Source organism: Saccharicrinis aurantiacus (assembly GCF_947489045.1).
GTDB lineage: Bacteria > Bacteroidota > Bacteroidia > Bacteroidales > Marinilabiliaceae > Saccharicrinis > Saccharicrinis aurantiacus.
The window spans coordinates 205,017-222,732 of sequence record NZ_CANLCN010000007.1 but is presented as its reverse complement, the minus strand read 5'-3'; the positions used below and the strand labels follow the sequence as shown (position 1 = coordinate 222,732).

The following is a 17,716-nucleotide window of genomic DNA, read 5'->3' as shown; positions in this document are numbered from 1 at the left end:
ATTAAGCGAGTGTTAATAGTACAAATTAAATAAAATAGATATTGCCATTCTATCCTTTGCATTGTTTACGAAAATCTTAACGTTTTTAGAGTGAAACTTTATTTTTGGACATCTTCACCACCGATCGCCAAATGATATACTCGAATAGGTTATAAACAAAAAAGCACCTTCAAAATAAATGAAGATGCTTCTTTAATATGATAGTCAGTAAAACTCCACCACAGAGCTTGTGTGATGCAGTATAATCAATTTATTCTATTTTGTGGTTACCACAACTTTTGCTGATTTTAAACCTTTACCGGTTGCTGTAATTTGAATTGTACCAACATCTTTAGTTGATTTTAATACAGCCAATGCCATGCCGTTAAAAGCCTTACGATAAGGTGCCTGAAATGATTCTACCGAAGCAGCATTACCATTATCAACAGCCACTAAACTACCAACTCCTTTTACTTTAAAGTTGACTAGGTTATCTGCATTCGGACAAAGGTTACCATCTTTATCTTCAACACGCACAGTTACGTAAGCCAAATCTTCACCTGAAGCATCAATGCTTTCGCGGTCAACAGATAGGCTAATTTTAGCTGGTGCACCTGCAGTATTAATCTGCTCTTCTAAAATAGCTTTGCCATCTTTATAAGCTACCACTTTAATAGATCCTGCTTGGTAAGGAACATCCCACGATAAGCGGTATGGTGAATCGAATGTTTTAGGTTCGTAACGTAAGAAATCGACCAATACAGTACTTAGGTCTTTTCCTTTTACTTTTTTACCCATCGACTTTCCGTTCACAAATAACTCAGCCTCATCGCAATTGGTATAACAGTATACTGGGATGGTTTTACCTTCCATGCCTTTCCAATTCCAATGCGGCAATAGGTGAACCATTGGTTTTGTAGTCCACTGACTTTGGTATAAGAAGAAACGATCTTTAGGGAATCCACAAAGGTCAACTGCACCAAAATAAGAACTACGCGATGGCCAGTTATCGTTCCAATATCCGTTTGTTGAGTTATCTCTACCTCCGTATGGCGTTGGCTCACCTAGGTAATCAAAACCAGTCCAGATAAACTCACCCATACTAAACTCAAACTCTTTCTGAAAGTGGAATTCAATATCTGGTGGGTATGCCCATGGTGGACCAACAATATCGTAACTCGTAACTTGATTATCATCGGCAATTTTATACTTCTCTACTGGGAAGTGATACACACCACGGCTACTTGTACAGCTCGAAGTCTCTGAACCATACAATGGCATATCAGGATAATTCTCACGAAGCTCGCCATATTTAGTAGGCTTGTAATTTACTCCTGCAATATCAACTTGCTGAGCCATGTTGTGCTTATATGGCGCATCGTAATGATTAAAGCCAGCTGTAGTAGGACGTGTTAAATCTAACTCCTTTACGTAGTCGTTCAGCATTTTCGCTGTTTTCCAACCATTCTTCTTATCCTTTTGCTCAATAATTTCGTTACCAATACTCCACATTACAACTGAAGCATGGTTTCTATCGCGAAGTACCATATCTTTGATATCGCGCTCAGCCCAATCTTCAAAAAATACGTTGTAGCCATTCTCTACCTTCTCCATTTTCCAAACATCGAAAGCCTCATCCTGAACCATTAAACCCAATTCGTCACAAAGTTCTAATAACTCACGCGATGGCATATTATGACTGGTACGAATGGCATTCACACCCATATCTTTCATAATTTGAAGCTTACGCTGATCCGCTCTTCTGTATGTAGCCGTTCCTAAAGCACCATTATCATGATGCAAACAAACGCCATTAAAACGAACTTTACGACCATTTAAATAAAAGCCGTCCTTATCGTAATGGATGGTGCGAATACCAAAACGCGTTTTGTAAGTATCCACAACTTTACCATCCTGTTTAACAGTTGTTACGGCATTGTATAAGTTGGGTGTATCTAAATCCCATTTTGCCGGATTCTCGATATTACACCATAAACCAGATACGGCCGATGCATTGGCTTTAACGGTTAATTTCTCACTAACCGTTGCTACCGATTTCCCTTCAGGAGAGAAATACTCTTGCGTAACTTCTATAGCTGCATCCTTATTACTTTTGTTATTAATAGTAGTCTCGTTTTGTACTACTGCTTTTGCATTACTGACCGTTGGTGTAGTAATAAAAGTACCCCATTGTGCTACATGCACTGGCGCATCCACCTTTAACCAAACCGAACGGTAAATACCTGCACCCGGATACCAACGCGATGATAAATCTTTAGGCTCTAAACGTACAGACACCACATTATCGCTACCGTCGTACTTTAAGTGCTTGCTGATATCAAATTCGAAACCAATATAACCATATGGGCGATTACCTACGAAAGTACCATTTACCCATACATGAGCATCGTACATGGCCCCTTCAAACTCTAAACGAATTACTTTTCCCTTTGCTCCTTCGGGCGTTTTAAAGGTTTTACGATACCAACCAGTACCGTGAAATGGTAAACCGCCACTACGTGCATTGTACTTAATATCGAATGGTCCTTCAATTGCCCAATCGTGTGGCAAATCTAAACTTCTCCATTTCGAATCATCAAATTGTGGTTTTTCTGCTCCTTCAGCCTTATCGTTGAAGAAACGCCACGAATCGTTAAAATTGATGTTTTGCGCAAAACCATTTAAGCACACGCACAACACCAAACTCATTAGAATTAAAAATTTGTTGTTCATTAGATTTATTTATTGCGTTTGTTTTTTTCTATCCTGCAAGTTAGTGTTCTATCCAAGGACTAATCGAGGAGTAAAATAAATAAAGATGGGGGGTATTTGAGTATCCAACCTATCTCATATCGTTTTCACCTCCGTGTTTTAGGTTCTATTTATTGTTCAAAAACTTGTTTACTGACAGGCACTACAGCCGTTCTTTATATTGAATTTAAGGGGGTAATTATATATCGCACCTATTTCTCTTGTAGCTTTCAATATTAAATTGCTTCTTTGTATTTCATATTTAAAACACTCATTCATATTTAAATTCTATGATACAACAAAATCCATTAATGGGTACTTTATTACATGCTGTAGGTGGTGTTTCGGCCTCTACTTGTTACGTACCATTTCAGAAAGTAAAACAATGGAATTGGAATTCTTATTGGTTGGTTCAAGCTACTTTTGCTTGGTTAATTTTTCCATTAATTGTCGGGTATATAACTGTACCCAATTTATGGGAGGTATTTGCTGAATCGCCATTCGATTTAATTGTAAAAGCATTTTTGTTGGGTTCTATTTATGGATTTGGGGGCATGTGTTTTGGTTATGCCATTAAACATATTGGATACTCTTTAACCTATACTATTTCAATTGGTATTTCAGCCATCCTCGGAACTATCGTTCCCTTAATTATGCACGGAGAACTTATCTCTAAATTTCATGAACCTGGTGGCAATATTATCTATCTAGGAATGCTAATCTCTTTAATAGGAATTAGCTTATGCGGTGTAGCCGGATATAGAAAAGAAAAAGATTTAACTGAACTTAATAAAGAGTCAGGTGAAAAATCTTCTTTCAACATGAAAAAAGGTTTTACCCTTACTTTAATTGCGGGTGTATTATCTGCTGTGTTTGGCATCTCACTAGAGGTAGGTGCTCCAATTGCCGAAATAGCAGGAAAACATGGTGCTGGCCATTTTGAAGGAAATGCCAACTTAATGCTTTCAACTATGGGTGCATTTGCCACAAACTTAGTTTGGTTTGTTGTGATTGGCATAAAACAAAAAACATTAAAAGAAATAGTTGATGTAAAAGGTCTTGGTGGTAAAACAATAGGACTTAACATGTTTATGTCAATAATCAGTGGTGCACTTTGGTACGGACAATTCTTCTTTTACAACATGGCACATGTACGCATGGGCGGATTTAAATTCGCTAGTTGGGTAATTCACATGTCCATGCTAATATTCTTTAGTTACATACTAGGTATAGTAATGAAAGAATGGTCTCAAGTTTCAAAACGAACTTACCGAACACTAGTTTTTGCCTTGGCCGTCTTAATTTCATCATTCTTAATTATGACCTACGGAAGTAGCATGGGCACTGAGACTATTGGGCACTAAAATATAGTTAATTAGTTTTTAGATAGGAGCCAGTAGTGAAAAATTAATACTAAAGGTCAAATACTATTATCTCTAATCTAACAAGATATTCACAATCATCTGATTTAAAAAAATAGAAAACATACATATGAGCACTGATATTAAAAAATTAAAAGGAATTACTTGGAACCATAGTCGTGGATTTACTTCAATTGTTGCTGTATCGCAACGTTTTGAAGAACTAAACCCAGGTGTTCAAATTTCATGGGAGAAAAGATCATTACAAGCTTTTGCTGATGAGCCTATCGATCAACTGGCCGAGCGTTACGATTTCTTAATCATCGATCACCCATGGGCAGGATTTGCAGCTCGAACGCAAGTAATTATGCCTTTGGATACAATTCTATCTAAAGACTTAATGACAGATTTAGCTGAGAATTCTGTTGGGCGTTCTCACGAGAGTTATTCTTTTAACAATCACCAATGGGCATTGGCTGTAGATGCTGCTACACCGGTTGCCTCTAGTCGTCCAGATTTATTCCAGAAAGAAGGACTTAAATTCCCTGAAACTTGGGACGATTTAGTTGAACTTTCAAAAATAGGTAAGGTGGCTATTCCAGGAATTCCACAGGATACTTTAATGAGTTTTTATATGGTATGTTCTACTTTAGGTGAGAATGTATGCGAAACTAAAGATTACGTAGTATCTGACGAAATAGGCCTAAAAGCGTTACAAATGCTACGCGATTTGGGAGAGAACATCAAACCGGAAAGTTACGATTGGAACCCTATCAAGGTTTGTGAGGCAATGACCTTAACTGATGATTATGTATATGCGCCATTTGGATATGGATACACCAATTATTCCCGCGAAGGATATGCACGTGTTACCTTAAAGTATCATGATATGGTTGCTATTAACGATCAAAAACTAATCAGTACTTTAGGTGGAACAGGTTTAGCACTTTCATCTAAATGTGAAGAAAAAGAAATAGCAGCTAAATTCTTAGAGTACGCAGGTTCTTTAGAGGTACAAAAAGGAATTTTCTTTGATAATGGTGGACAACCTGGACACAGAAAAGCTTGGACTGACGAAAGAGTAAACAGCCAGTGTATGAATTTCTTTTCAGATACTTTACCTGCTTTAGATCGTGCTTTTTTACGTCCACGATACAACGGACATATGTACTTCCAAGATAGAGCGGGTGCGCCTATCCGTGAATACATGATGAATGGTGGAGATCCTAAGCAATTACTGAAACAATTAAACGAGTTATACATCAAATCCCTTTCAGAAAATGAGTAATGCAAAACCTTTAGAGGGTATGTTGGTACTTGAGTTCTGCCAATTTTTGGCAGGACCATCTGCCGGACTTCGTTTGGCGGATTTGGGAGCTCGTGTAATTAAAATTGAGCGACCAAACCACGGTGAGGCTGGCCGTCAAATCGCCATTAAAAACCTTAGGGTTGATGGCAGCAGCTTGGTATTTCATACCTTAAACAGAAATAAAGAATCATACGCAGCTAACCTTAAGGATGCGGATGATTTAGAAAGAGTAAAAGCACTGATCGCTAGAGCGGATGTGATGACGCACAATTTCCGCCCTGGTGTAATGGAGAAAATTGGTTTAGATTATGATACTGTAAAGGCTATTAATCCTAAATTAGTTTATGCCACAGTAACTGGTTATGGTACTGTAGGTCCTTGGTCGGCAAAGCCTGGTCAGGATTTATTAGTGCAATGCATGTCGGGCTTGGCAAACCTAAGTGGCGATAAAGAAGATGGCCCTACTCCATTCGGATTGGCTGTTGCCGATATCGTAACAGGCTCTCATATGGTGCATGGTATTTTAGCTGCGTTATTGCGCTGTGCTAAAACACAAAAAGGTGCCATGGTTGAAGTAAGCTTGTTGGAGTCCATGCTCGATTTCCAATTTGAAGTAATTACAACCTACCTAAACGATGGAAATAAACTTCCTGAAAGAGCTGCTCAAGGTTCAGGCCACGCCTACTTAAGCGCACCATACGGAGTTTATGCAACAAAGGATAGTCATATTTCATTGGCAATGGGTTCATTCGATACTTTAGTCGAACTATTAAATGCAGACGAACTTAAAGGATATAGCGAGGCTGAAACCTTTACCAAACGTGATGAGATTATGGCCATTTTGCGAGACATACTTGCAAGCAAAACAACGCAAGAGTGGCTCGATATTTTTGAGCCTGCAGGCATTTGGTCTTCGGCAGTATTCGATTACGAACAACTGTTAAACCACGAGGCATATAAGGTTCTTGAAATGGATCAGAAATTGAGTTTAGATACGGGTGAGCAAATTCACACCACACGTTGCCCTATCCGTTTAAACGATGAAAAGATATTTGCACCAAAACCTGCACCGCGCGTAGGACAGGATACGGATGCCATTACTAAAGAGTTTAACCTGTAGAGACAAAGATATGCTACCATTAAAAGATATACTTGTAGTTGATTTAAGCCAGTTTTTGTCTGCTCCTTCAGCTACTTTACGCTTAGCCGATTTAGGTGCCAGAGTTATTAAAGTTGAACGCCCCGAAACAGGTGACATCTGTCGTCAGCTATACGTTTCTAATGTAATGCTCAACGGCGAATCATCAGTATTCAGAGCGATTAATAGAAACAAGGAAAGTTTTCAGGCAGATTTAAAAACTGAAGACGATAAAAATAAAGTACTCAAGCTTATTGCTAAAGCAGATGTACTAGTACACAACTTCCGCCCGGGAGTAATTGAGCGATTAGGCTTGGATTATGATACTGTTAAAGCCATCAACCCATCTATTGTTTATGGTGAGATTTCTGGTTACGGATCAGAAGGTCCTTGGGCAAAAAAACCAGGTCAGGATTTATTATTACAATCACTTTCGGGAGTTACTTGGTTAAGCGGAAATGCCGATAAAGGTCCTGTACCTATGGGAATTGCCATTGCTGATATCTTAGCAGGATCACACTTAGCACAAGGTATTTTAGCCGCTTTAGTGAAACGCATTAAAAGCAATACAGGAAGCAAAGTTTCTGTAAGTATGTTGGAATCTATTCTCGATTTCCAATTTGAAACCATCACTACCTATTACCATGATGGTGGCGAACCAACTGTGCGTACCGCTAGTAATAATGCACACGCTTACCTTGGTGCACCTTATGGAGTTTACGAAACACAAAATGGTCATCTGGCTTTAGCCATGGGTGCTATTCCGGTTTTAGGAGAATTGTTAAGCTGTAAAGCTTTAACGGAGTATCCTGAGCCAGATAGTTGGTTTACGCAGCGTGATGAAATTAAAGATATTCTAGCAAAACATCTTCAAACACAAAGTACTGAGCATTGGCTATCTATTCTTGAGCCTGCTGATATTTGGTGTGCTGATGTATTGAGTTGGGACAAGCTTTTTGCTCACGATGGCTTCAAGGCATTGCAGATGATTCAGAATGTGAAAATGGGCGATGGTTTCGAGTATCAAACAACACGTTGTCCTATTAAAATAGATGGTGAGTATTTAACTTCATCACTGGGTTCTCCTTCAATTGGTGAGCACACAGCAAAAATTTTAAGCGAACTATAAGCTAGTAAACAATGAAGGAAAAATTAAGAATTGCCGTTCGTAAATTCGGTCCTTTTGAGAGTGCTATAGATAAAATATGGGCCGACTTCTGCAAGCAGAATAACTGCGACTTAGAGTTGGAAGCTATCCCAATGGATTTACATCCTTTATACGATAGCACTTTAAAAAATGATGGCCTTAAAAATGGAGAATGGGATATTGCCTTAATCAATACCGATTGGATTACTGAGGCATATAGCTCCAATGCTATTCTCGATCTTGTTCCGTTTATCAATAATGACTCTTCTATTGATACAGAAGCATGGAGTAACTCTATGTTGAGCAAACAAAGTTTTGATAATGCCTTTATGGGCTTGCCATTTCACAATGGGCCTGAGTGCTTAATTTATCGTAAAGATTTAATTAACGATCCCAAAGAAAAAGAAGCTTTTAAGGCACAATATGGTCGCGAATTAGAATTGCCAAAAACTTGGGATGATTTAATGGAAGTAGCCACTTTCTTTAATCGCCCTGAAGATAATTTATACGGAACTACGTTTGCTGCCTATCCTGACGGACACAATACGGTATTTGATTTTTGTCTGCAACTTTGGACACGTGGTGGCCAATTAATTACCGATGATAAAAAGGTAATCTTAAATTCAGAAGCAGCCGTAGCAGGTATGAACTTTTACCGTAAGGCACTTCAGAATACAGATGCTATACATCCTGCTTCGCGCGATTTCGATTCTGTAAAAGCCGGATTGGCCTTTGCTGCTGGCGAGCTAGCAATGTGCGTAAACTGGTTTGGCTTTGCTGCCAATTGCGAAGTGAATGCCGATTCTAAAGTTAAAGGTAAAGTTGATGTTGCCTATATTCCTGCAGGCGAAGGCGGCGAAGGGGTTTCCTTAAATGCCTATTGGATGTATGTGATTGGCGCCGGAAGTAAAAAGCAGCAAATAGCCTACGAATTTATTAAATTCGCTACTTCGGCTCAAAACGATGAGTTGTTAACCCTCGAAGGAGGTATTGGCTGTAGAGTATCAACATGGCGCAGCCCTAAGGTGAATGCCGAGATACCTTATTATCATAAATTAGAAGAGCTGCACCAAAATACAAAATCGTTACCACGCATGGGTAACTGGTCGCAAATAGCGGATATTATTGATGAATTGGTATTGAAAGTAATCAATACAGAAGAAGCCATTGAGTCTATTTTAGAGACTGCACAAACTAAAGTAAACAAGCTGTAAAAGATTAAAAAATGGAAATCAATTATAACTATACATTACCAAAGACTTCTCGCCCAATTATTATTTTTGGTGCCGGAGGTATTGTAAACGATGCACATATGCCAGCCTACAAAAAGGCAGGTTTCGAAGTATATGGTATCACCAACAGAACCAAAGCACGAGCTGAAAAAATTGCTGAAAAATTCGGAATTCCACGCGTATTCGATAGCATCGATGACGCCATTGCTCAAGCTCCTGAAAATGCAGTATTCGACTTAACATTAATGCCCAATCAGTTTGTTGATACATTAGAAAAACTACCTGATGGAGCAGCAGTGTTAATTCAAAAGCCTTTGGGCGATTACTTTGAGCAAACCAAAGAAATCATTGAAGTTTGCCGTCGTAAAAAACTAATTGCTGCGGTTAATTGTCAATTGCGTTTTGCACCGTATATTATGGCGGCTCGTAATTTAATTAAGCAAGGTGCCATTGGCGAGATTTACGATATGGAAGTAAAGGTAACCGTGCATATGCCATGGGAATTATTTCCAAATGTAATGTATCACCCACGTTTAGAGATTCAACAACACAGTATTCATCATATCGATTTAGTGCGTTCTTTCTTAGGTAACCCGAAAGGAATTATGGCTAAAACACTGAAACATCCTGGCAAAGAGATGTCATCAACACGTACCAATGTTATTATGGAGTATGCCGATGATGTACGCGCCTTAGTAAGTACGAACCATGATCATATTTTTGGTCACAATCACCAAGAAAGCTATGTGAAGTGGGAAGGTACTAAAGGAGCCATCTATGCAAAAATGGGTTTATTGATGAATTATCCTGATGGTGTGCCTGATGCTTTCGAATATTGCATTCTAGAAGAAGGTAAAAAGCCTGAATGGAAATCAATGAAATTAGAAGGCTCATGGTTCCCTGATGCATTTATCGGAACCATGTCATCTTTAATTTGCTACGCAAATGGCGAAACAGATAAATTAGACACTTCGGTAGATGATGTGTTAGATACCATGCATGTGGTTGAAGCAGCTTATGCATCGAGCGATGCGGGTGGCATTGCACCTAAATATGATTCAATTTAAATAGTAATTAACTAGAAGTCAGAAGTAAATCTCATACGATATTGCGCCATCGCGATGTAAGAAGCCATCACAAGGCGTTTTATAATGATAAAGGATAAGTTGTAAATGATAAACGGATTTACATTTTGTTTTAACGAGGCGCTCATTAAGGTTCAATTGACTTACGATATTGCGTCACTGCGAAGAATGAAGCAGTCTCAAGGAAAGATGCTTAATGAATTTAGGCCAACACTAAATTAAAAATAATTAAAACTCAACATCCATAATGAAAGCAACGTTGTACGAAGGGAATAAATCCTTCTCAGTAGTCGAAAAAGAAATTGAAGCACCTGCAGCAGGTGAAGTAAGAATTAAAGTAGCCTATTGTGGTGTTTGTGGTACTGATGTACACATTTACCATGGTATGATGGATCAGCGTGTGGACATTCCACAAATTATTGGGCACGAGATGTCGGGTACGGTTGATGCCATTGGCGAAGGTGTTACAGGTTATAAAGTTGGAGAAAAAATTACGGTTCGTCCATTGGATAACCGTGGAGAAACAGCTTCTGATAAAGGGCATGGACATATTGCGAAGTCGTTAAAGTTTATTGGTATCGATAGTCCTGGTGCCATGCAGCAATATTGGAATGTTCCGGCTTTTACTTTACACAAATTAAAAGAAGAGACTGATCTTAAATTAGCCGCTTTAATTGAGCCACTTTCTGTTGCTTGTCACGATGTGCGCAGAGGTCGTTTACAAAAAGGCGAAACTGCAGTAGTTCTTGGTGGTGGTCCAATCGGGTTATTAGTTGCCATGGTTGCAAAAAGCAAAGGTGCTAATGTTGTTATTTCTGAGGTGAACGAAATTCGCATTAAAATGGCCGAAGAAATGGGATTTGAAGTAGTGAATCCTGTTAAAACAGATTTAGTAGAATACGTTGAAAAGAAAACAAATGGCGGTTTAGCCGATGTTGTTTTTGAAGTGGCTGGTGTTCAACCTTCACTAGATGTAATGACTGAAGTGGCTGGTATCAGAGGACGTATTGTTATGGTGGCCATTCATGGCGAGAAAAAACCAATCGATTTATTCAAATTCTTCTGGAAAGAGCTTGAATTAGTTGGTGCTCGCGTTTACGAAAAAGAAGATTACGAAGAGTCAATCGAGTTAATTACTAAAAACGAATATCCTTTCGAGAGTATTATTACGGATACAAAACCATTGGATCAAATTCAGCAATTATTCGAAGATATCGATGCTACGCCAACAGGAATGAAGTTCTTAGTGGATTGTCAGTAAATTTAGGCTGAAGTTTGAAGACTGAAGTCAGAAGGGATTTACAAACGATATTGCGTCATCGCGATACAAGAAGCGATCTCAAGGGAAGATGTTTTTACAAGGCGCCTTGAGATTCCTTCGTTCCTACCAATGACAGAAAATTATATTTACCTGTTTAATAGTGCTTTATGAAATTATCATTAACATCTATTAACAAGTGGCTTGATCCCTGTCATCAACTCATTATGGCTAATTTTTATTGGTTGGCGGCTCGGAATGACGCAATATTAGATACAAAACCATTGGATCAAATTCAGCAATTATTCGAAGATATTGACGCTACGCCAACAGGAATGAAGTTCTTAGTGGATTGTCAGTAAATTTAGGCTGAAGTTTGAAGTCAGAAGGGATTTACAAACGATATTGCGTCATCGCGATGCAAGAAGCGATCTCAAGGGAAGATATTTTCCTACAAGCCGCCTTGGGATGGCTACGAGAATTATCAATAGATTAGCTAATGACGAAGGATTAAATTAAGCATCAAACAGAGTTATCAAGACATAATTTATCTCTATATTTATGTCGTTATAACACATACTAAAAACATAAAAATGAGCGTTTTAAATAGATTTAAAATAGAAGGTAAAGTTGCCTTAGTAACAGGATGTAAAAGAGGAATTGGTATGGGAATGGCCGTGGCATTAGCTGAAGCCGGAGCTGATATCATTGGTGTGAGTGCCTCTCTTGAAAAAACAGGTAGTGCTGTTGAAAAAGCGGTAACCGCTTTAGGTCGTAAGTTTACGGCTTACACATGCGATTTTTCTGATCGTACATCTTTATACACATTTATTAATGAAGTAAAAGCTGAGAACCCAGTTATCGATATTTTGGTAAACAATGCGGGTACTATTTTAAGAGCCCCTGTTGCTGAGCATCCAGATGAAATGTGGGATAAAGTAATTGAGGTAAATCAGAATGCACAATTTATTTTAACACGCGAAATTGGTAAAGAAATGGTAGCTCGTGGATCGGGTAAAATTGTATTCACCGCTTCGTTATTAACATTCCAAGGTGGAATTACCGTTCCTGGTTATGCAGCTAGTAAAGGTGCTATTGGCCAAATGACTATGGCTTTTGCCAACGAGTGGGCTTCAAAAGGAGTTAACGTAAATGCAATCGCGCCAGGTTATATCGATACCGATAATACAGAGGCTTTACGTCAGGATCCAGTTCGTTCTGAGCAAATTTTATCTCGTATTCCAGCAGGAAGATGGGGTAAGCCTGAGGATTTTGCAGGACCAGTTGTATTCCTTTGTTCTGAAGCAGGATCGTACATGCAAGGAGCTGTAATGCTTGTTGATGGCGGCTGGATGGGGCGCTAATTTTATAGTTTTTAGCTAGTAGTTGATGGCTACTAGCAATATTTTCATTCAAACTATTAGCTACTAGCTAATAACTAAGGACTAAGAATATGCATATCAAATCACAATATTTCGAAGATTATACACTGGGAGATTTTAGAGAGACTCTTGGTAGAACGATTACTGAAACCGACTTTGTTGTTCATGCGGGTCAAACGGGAGATTTTTTTCCACACCACATGGATGCTGAGTGGTGCAAAACACAGCCTTTTAAGCAACGAATTGCTCACGGCACATTAACTTTTAGTGTGGCTATTGGCATGACGGCTACAGAGATTAATCCTGAGGCTTTCTCTAAAGGATACGACCGCTTGCGTTTTATTAAGCCGGTTCATATTGGCGATACCATCCGAGTAAAGGTTACGATTTCTGAAAAAACAGAATCGAAAAAACCAGAGTTCGGACAAGTAAACGAACACGTTGAGGTATTCAATCAAAAAGACGAGCTAGTATTGGTTTGTGATCATATATTATTGGCGAATAAAAAGGATAAATAAATATCTATAAGCGTTTTTTATCAAGGCTTGCTCCAATCAAATGAAGCAGGCCTTTTTTATGAAACTTATTTTCGCATCATTATTGCCTGGGCAGAAGTCGCAATAAATCAAGTCATTTATAACATAAGAATATGTTCGGGTAGAGCTTGCTGCTAAAGTAAAAGGGCATTTTCAGCTCGGGTGGAGCTTGCTTAAAAATTAAAAGCGCAATTCCAGCTCGGGTGGAGCTTGCTTAAAAATTAAAAGTTCATATTCCGGTTCGGGTGAAACTTGCTTAAAAATTAAAGGTACAATTCCGGCTCGGATGAAGCTTGCTTAAAAATTAAAGGTGTAATTCCGGTTCGGGTGAAGCTTGCTTAAAAATTAAATGTGCAATTCCGGCTCGGGTGAAGCTTGCTTAGGAATTAAATGTGCAATTCCAGCTCGGGTAGAGCTTGCTTAAAAATTAAATGTGCAAATCCATAACGGCCACTAGGATGAACTGTTTGGAGATAAAACCGAAATCCACTTCCGAAATCCTACTGAGCCAAAGCTTGTTATTTTATTTGTAGTTTTTCAGTCCAATTGGAATGAAAAGTTTGGCAGAACTTGTTTCGTCATATGGCTTTCCCAAAAGAAAAGAACAGCCCCACATTGTTTATTCCAATTTATTAGGCAATGTTATTTTTATAGTATAAATGTTATTGGAATCTGTGTGCTACTAGGTACTCCCTCTCCATTTCTTTTGGCAGGCAACCAAGTCTCCGGAATATGCTTAACAGTCTCAATTGCAACATCGTTTATTTCCGTTGACATTCCTTTAGATATTTCATAAGAAGAGACCTTGCCATCTTTGGTTACATTAACCTTAACTGTAACTTTTCCAACAGTTCCTTGTCCTATAAGATGAGACGGAATTTTCAAACCAACTGCAATAATATGTGTAATTTCGGATGTACTCCCCAGATATAATAACGGTCGATTTTCTTTTAACCCATTTACATTATTTGAATTATAAATAAGTATTGAATCATTATCAAAGTTATAACTCAAAGATATGTCTCCTCCAAAATCATAAAACTCCCAAACGCCAACTCTTTCTCCATTTTCATACTTCCCTTTCTCTATTAATAAATTCTTTTTTATTTCATTCGAGACATACTTTGAATAAGCGCCACTTTTAATATCTGGCAAATCTTTCTGAACTTCATAAACCTCAGCTATTTTTAGTTCTTTATTTTTCTGTTTCACAACCTTTATTTGTCCATAACTTAACTGTAATACCTGCACAAATAAAACTATTAGCATTAACCTTTTCTTCATTACGTATTGTTATATATATCTGACTTTCTAGCTCTTTTTAATATTGCCCAACTAACTCATATACTCACCACCGCACTATACAAAATTACCGTATATTCTGCATACTCACCTCATTGGGTAATATACGCACAAGAGGGAATATCTAATTCGGATATGAAAGTAGAAAAAAATATCTTATGCTCAACTACAAGTACCACTTTGAGTCTCTATTTTATACAGTCATTCGCTGCAGCCGCGATAGGAACGGCAGTGGCAGCTGTGCTTGTGTTGTTTTATAGGGAGTGCGGAGGCGACCGCAGGAAGCCCACGTACCGACCATATAAAACACCCAAGCAAAGTTGCTACTATAGTGGATAGCGCGTTGAGCTGCCCAAATCATATTACTCTTGCGTTCCGCCTATAGATACATGTATGGCTTTCACGGTTTTTAAGGTCTCCTCAACAATGGTATCGTTTGATACTAATTTACGAAGCTGCGAGGTTAAACCAGATACCATAAGTACGGCCATTACATCGTTATTTACATCGTATACAGGCGCAGCAAAATCGGTAACCCCCTCGGTTAAGGTACTTTTACGGATTAAACACTTGATATCCTTTAGTTCTTTAAGCTCTTCTTCTAATTGTATTTTTTCTTCTTTCGATAATTCTTTATAATCGTCGGAAGCCTTAAGAATTTGCTTACGCTCTGCTGGTGTTTTGTGTGCTAATATTATTTTACCCGAATTGGTTTGGGTAATGGGAAACACCCCTCCCACCTCAACAGACAGAGAAATTGGAGTCATGCTTTTAGCCTGACAAATGATTAAGAGTTTTCCTTGATAAAAGAAACTTAAATGACAGGACTGATTAATGGTGTGCGATAACTGCTCGAGGTAAGGCATGGCGGCTTTTACCAATTTATCGATTGACGAGTGATGGTGCGACAGCTGAAACAAACGCAAGGTTAACTGATATTTGCCCGATATAGGCTCCTTATTAACATATCCCCTATCTTCGAGGCACACCAACATTCGGTATATCTCGTTTGGTTTACGATTAATTCCGATTCCGATTTCCACTTGTGATTGCGGAACTGACTGAGCTGAAAGGAATTCTAAGATATCTAAACCCTTATCTAAAGCGGGCGCATAATAATTAGGCATAAGCACAATTTAATTTCCACAAAAATAAGAAAATAGCTATTTTCAAAGGCTTAAAACAAATACTATTTTCATAAATAAAGGATGAAGTTTTACACAGGATCATATACGGAACATGTTGGCGGAGATTTAGCTGGAAATGGAGTGGGTATACAATGCTTTAATTTAGATGATGAGTCGGGAGAAATAACTCCACTTACTAGTTCGGAAACTATTAACCCAGGCTATTTATGTATTAACCAATCAAAGCAATTACTCTACAGTTTTCAGGAACGATTAAAGACCAAACTACCTCTTTTATTATGTTTTAATATTGCAGGAAAAGAGCCCAAATTATTATCGACACAGGTGATAACGGGCGGATTACCTTGTCATATTTTATATATTAAGGAACACAACTGTATTGTGGTTAGTTGTTATGAAACTGGCAATTTTTTAAGCTACGATTTAGGCGAAAATGGTATCCCTCAATCTAATCCTCAGAATATTACTTACGGTGGTAATAGTATTAACAAAGAAAGGCAAGAAGGTCCGCACGCGCATATGGCGCACTTTGATAGCAAACACAAACAGCTGTTATTGGCTGATTTAGGATGTGATAAGGTGTATTGTTTAAAGATGGAAAACAAACTATTTAAACAAGTAAATTCCGTTGACATACCTAAAGGTGGCGGCCCTCGCCATATGGTACAACACCCGAACGGAGAGTACCTATTTGTGAATAATGAAATGACGGCTGAAATCAGTCTACTTAAATGGGAAAGCAACCAGTGGAAATGGATTAAAAATGTAAGTGCCATAAGTACCCCTCATCTTAATCATGCATCGGCTTCTGCCATTAAAATATCAAAGTGTGGAGCATACCTATATGTTGGGCTTAGAAGTTCAAATAGCATTTCAACCTTGAAGTTTGATACTGAAAACGAGACTCTACTTTTGGTTGAGGAGACAGGTACAAGAGGTATTACGCCACGTGATTTTGAACTATCCCCGGATGGAAAAGCATTAATTGTTGGTAATCAAGATTCTGAATCCATTGTATGCTTTGGCATAGATGTGCATAAAGGGACGCTTAATTATCGATCGCAAATAAATGGTATTGCATCAGTATGCTGCGTGAAATTTGAGTAATAATGCTGCGGATAATTTAAGTTAATCTTCATCCTTGCAAATGCAAGATGAAGATGCTTCCATCATTGACTTCTTCAGAACTTTATCGTAAAACACTGTTGCAACAGCAGCTCCTAGTATAGGAGAAAAGGTATACACCAAAAGGAAACCTCCGTTGATCGACTGCATAGAGGCTTCGCCCCAGCCCATAATCCAGGTTACTAACCGTGGTGCTAAATCGCGAGCCGGATTTAAACCGGCTTGTGTTAATGGGCCAACTAAACAGATGATTGACGCTACAACCAAACCAACTATAATGGGCGACAGATTATTGCCTGGTCGGCCCACATGACAACCTTCTGTTAAGGCTAATACTAACAGCATCAACATAAATGTCCCAAATAATTCAGTTATCATTGCAGCAGATAATGTAATTACCGAAGTACCATCGCCATAAATATAAAATGCACTAAATATGCGTGCTGTTTTTACTGATTCTATGGAACCTCGAACAATATTGTGCTTACTTTCATAGTCGGCAATAGGTGCCGAAAATAAGATATACACCATTAAAGCTCCTAAAAACGCCCCTATAAACTGCCCTAGAAAATAGGAAGGTACTTTTTTCCAACTCATCCGCCTACTAAACACCATAGCCAAGGTAATGGCCGGATTAAAATGAGCGCATGATAAATGACGAACGGTATAAATTCCTAGGGTAACAGACAAACCCCATATCATTGCCACCTGAAAAATTCCTTCATACCCATTTAATGTAGTAGCTACAGCAATAGCGCCGCAACCAAATACGATGAGCATAAAAGTTCCGATTAACTCTCCAATGAAATCTTGTTTATAAAAAGATACTTGCATAGTGTGTACTTGTGTGCAACAAAAATATACAATTCAAGTAAAGCCACACACCAAAAAATAGAGCTATATAGGTGGGTATATACTGCCTTTATCAGCGACAAGTTCAGATTACTACAAAGTAATTTCAGA

General features: G+C 38.4%; 15 protein-coding genes. 11 read left to right on the top strand and 4 right to left on the bottom strand.

Annotation, left to right across the window (positions count from 1 at the left end; all coding sequences use genetic code 11):
- Window positions 1-255: 255 nt before the first annotated feature.
- The gene (gene galB, locus QMO11_RS10545; protein WP_282037204.1) at window positions 256-2,712 is read right to left on the bottom strand and encodes a beta-galactosidase GalB; all 2,457 of its coding nucleotides are present in this window, start codon (window positions 2,710-2,712) and stop codon (window positions 256-258) included.
- A gap of 308 nt (window positions 2,713-3,020) precedes the next feature.
- Between galB and QMO11_RS10540 the strand changes: the two genes are divergently transcribed.
- From QMO11_RS10540 to QMO11_RS10495, 10 genes are all read left to right on the top strand, one after another.
- Window positions 3,021-4,094, top strand: coding sequence for an L-rhamnose/proton symporter RhaT (locus QMO11_RS10540; protein ID WP_282037203.1), 1,074 nt, complete (start codon window positions 3,021-3,023; stop codon window positions 4,092-4,094).
- A 127-nt stretch (window positions 4,095-4,221) separates the two neighbouring features.
- Window positions 4,222-5,379, top strand: coding sequence for an ABC transporter substrate-binding protein (locus tag QMO11_RS10535; RefSeq protein ID WP_282037201.1), 1,158 nt, complete (start codon window positions 4,222-4,224; stop codon window positions 5,377-5,379).
- Window positions 5,372-6,520, top strand: a complete 1,149-nt coding sequence (locus QMO11_RS10530) for a CaiB/BaiF CoA transferase family protein (protein ID WP_282037200.1) — start codon at window positions 5,372-5,374, stop codon at window positions 6,518-6,520. Before QMO11_RS10535 ends, QMO11_RS10530 begins: the two co-directional genes overlap by 8 nt.
- 10 nt (window positions 6,521-6,530) lie before the next feature.
- Window positions 6,531-7,667 (top strand): CaiB/BaiF CoA transferase family protein, encoded by a 1,137-nt coding sequence (locus QMO11_RS10525; protein WP_282037199.1) that lies wholly within the window; start codon window positions 6,531-6,533, stop codon window positions 7,665-7,667.
- Window positions 7,668-7,678: 11 nt separating this feature from the next.
- A complete protein-coding gene (locus QMO11_RS10520) occupies window positions 7,679-8,899 on the top strand; it encodes an ABC transporter substrate-binding protein (protein ID WP_282037198.1) in 1,221 nt (406 codons plus the stop codon).
- 11 nt (window positions 8,900-8,910) lie between these two features.
- On the top strand, window positions 8,911-9,984 hold the full coding sequence (locus QMO11_RS10515) for a Gfo/Idh/MocA family protein (protein WP_282037197.1): 1,074 nt from the start codon (window positions 8,911-8,913) through the stop codon (window positions 9,982-9,984).
- A gap of 265 nt (window positions 9,985-10,249) precedes the next feature.
- Window positions 10,250-11,263, top strand: coding sequence for a zinc-dependent alcohol dehydrogenase (locus QMO11_RS10510; protein WP_075601697.1), 1,014 nt, complete (start codon window positions 10,250-10,252; stop codon window positions 11,261-11,263).
- 224 nt (window positions 11,264-11,487) lie between these two features.
- Window positions 11,488-11,622: a hypothetical protein gene (locus QMO11_RS10505; protein WP_282037195.1), complete on the top strand. Its 135-nt coding sequence runs from the start codon at window positions 11,488-11,490 to the stop codon at window positions 11,620-11,622.
- 231 nt (window positions 11,623-11,853) lie between these two features.
- On the top strand, window positions 11,854-12,624 hold the full coding sequence (locus tag QMO11_RS10500; protein WP_282037194.1) for an SDR family NAD(P)-dependent oxidoreductase: 771 nt from the start codon (window positions 11,854-11,856) through the stop codon (window positions 12,622-12,624).
- 89 nt (window positions 12,625-12,713) lie between these two features.
- On the top strand, window positions 12,714-13,160 hold the full coding sequence (locus QMO11_RS10495) for a MaoC family dehydratase (RefSeq protein ID WP_075601695.1): 447 nt from the start codon (window positions 12,714-12,716) through the stop codon (window positions 13,158-13,160).
- 666 nt (window positions 13,161-13,826) lie between these two features.
- On the opposite strand, the gene QMO11_RS10490 is transcribed toward QMO11_RS10495, so the two are convergent.
- Entirely contained in the window at window positions 13,827-14,429 is a 603-nt protein-coding gene (locus QMO11_RS10490; RefSeq protein WP_282037193.1) for an energy transducer TonB, read from the bottom strand.
- 413 nt (window positions 14,430-14,842) lie between these two features.
- Window positions 14,843-15,607, bottom strand: coding sequence for an IclR family transcriptional regulator (locus QMO11_RS10485; RefSeq protein WP_075601691.1), 765 nt, complete (start codon window positions 15,605-15,607; stop codon window positions 14,843-14,845).
- Between the two features lie 81 nt (window positions 15,608-15,688).
- On the opposite strand from QMO11_RS10485, the gene QMO11_RS10480 reads away from it, so the two are divergent.
- Window positions 15,689-16,735, top strand: coding sequence for a lactonase family protein (locus QMO11_RS10480; protein ID WP_282037192.1), 1,047 nt, complete (start codon window positions 15,689-15,691; stop codon window positions 16,733-16,735).
- 21 nt (window positions 16,736-16,756) lie between these two features.
- On the opposite strand, the gene QMO11_RS10475 is transcribed toward QMO11_RS10480, so the two are convergent.
- On the bottom strand, window positions 16,757-17,587 hold the full coding sequence (locus QMO11_RS10475; RefSeq protein ID WP_282037191.1) for an MIP/aquaporin family protein: 831 nt from the start codon (window positions 17,585-17,587) through the stop codon (window positions 16,757-16,759).
- Between the last annotated feature and the right edge of the window lie 129 nt (window positions 17,588-17,716).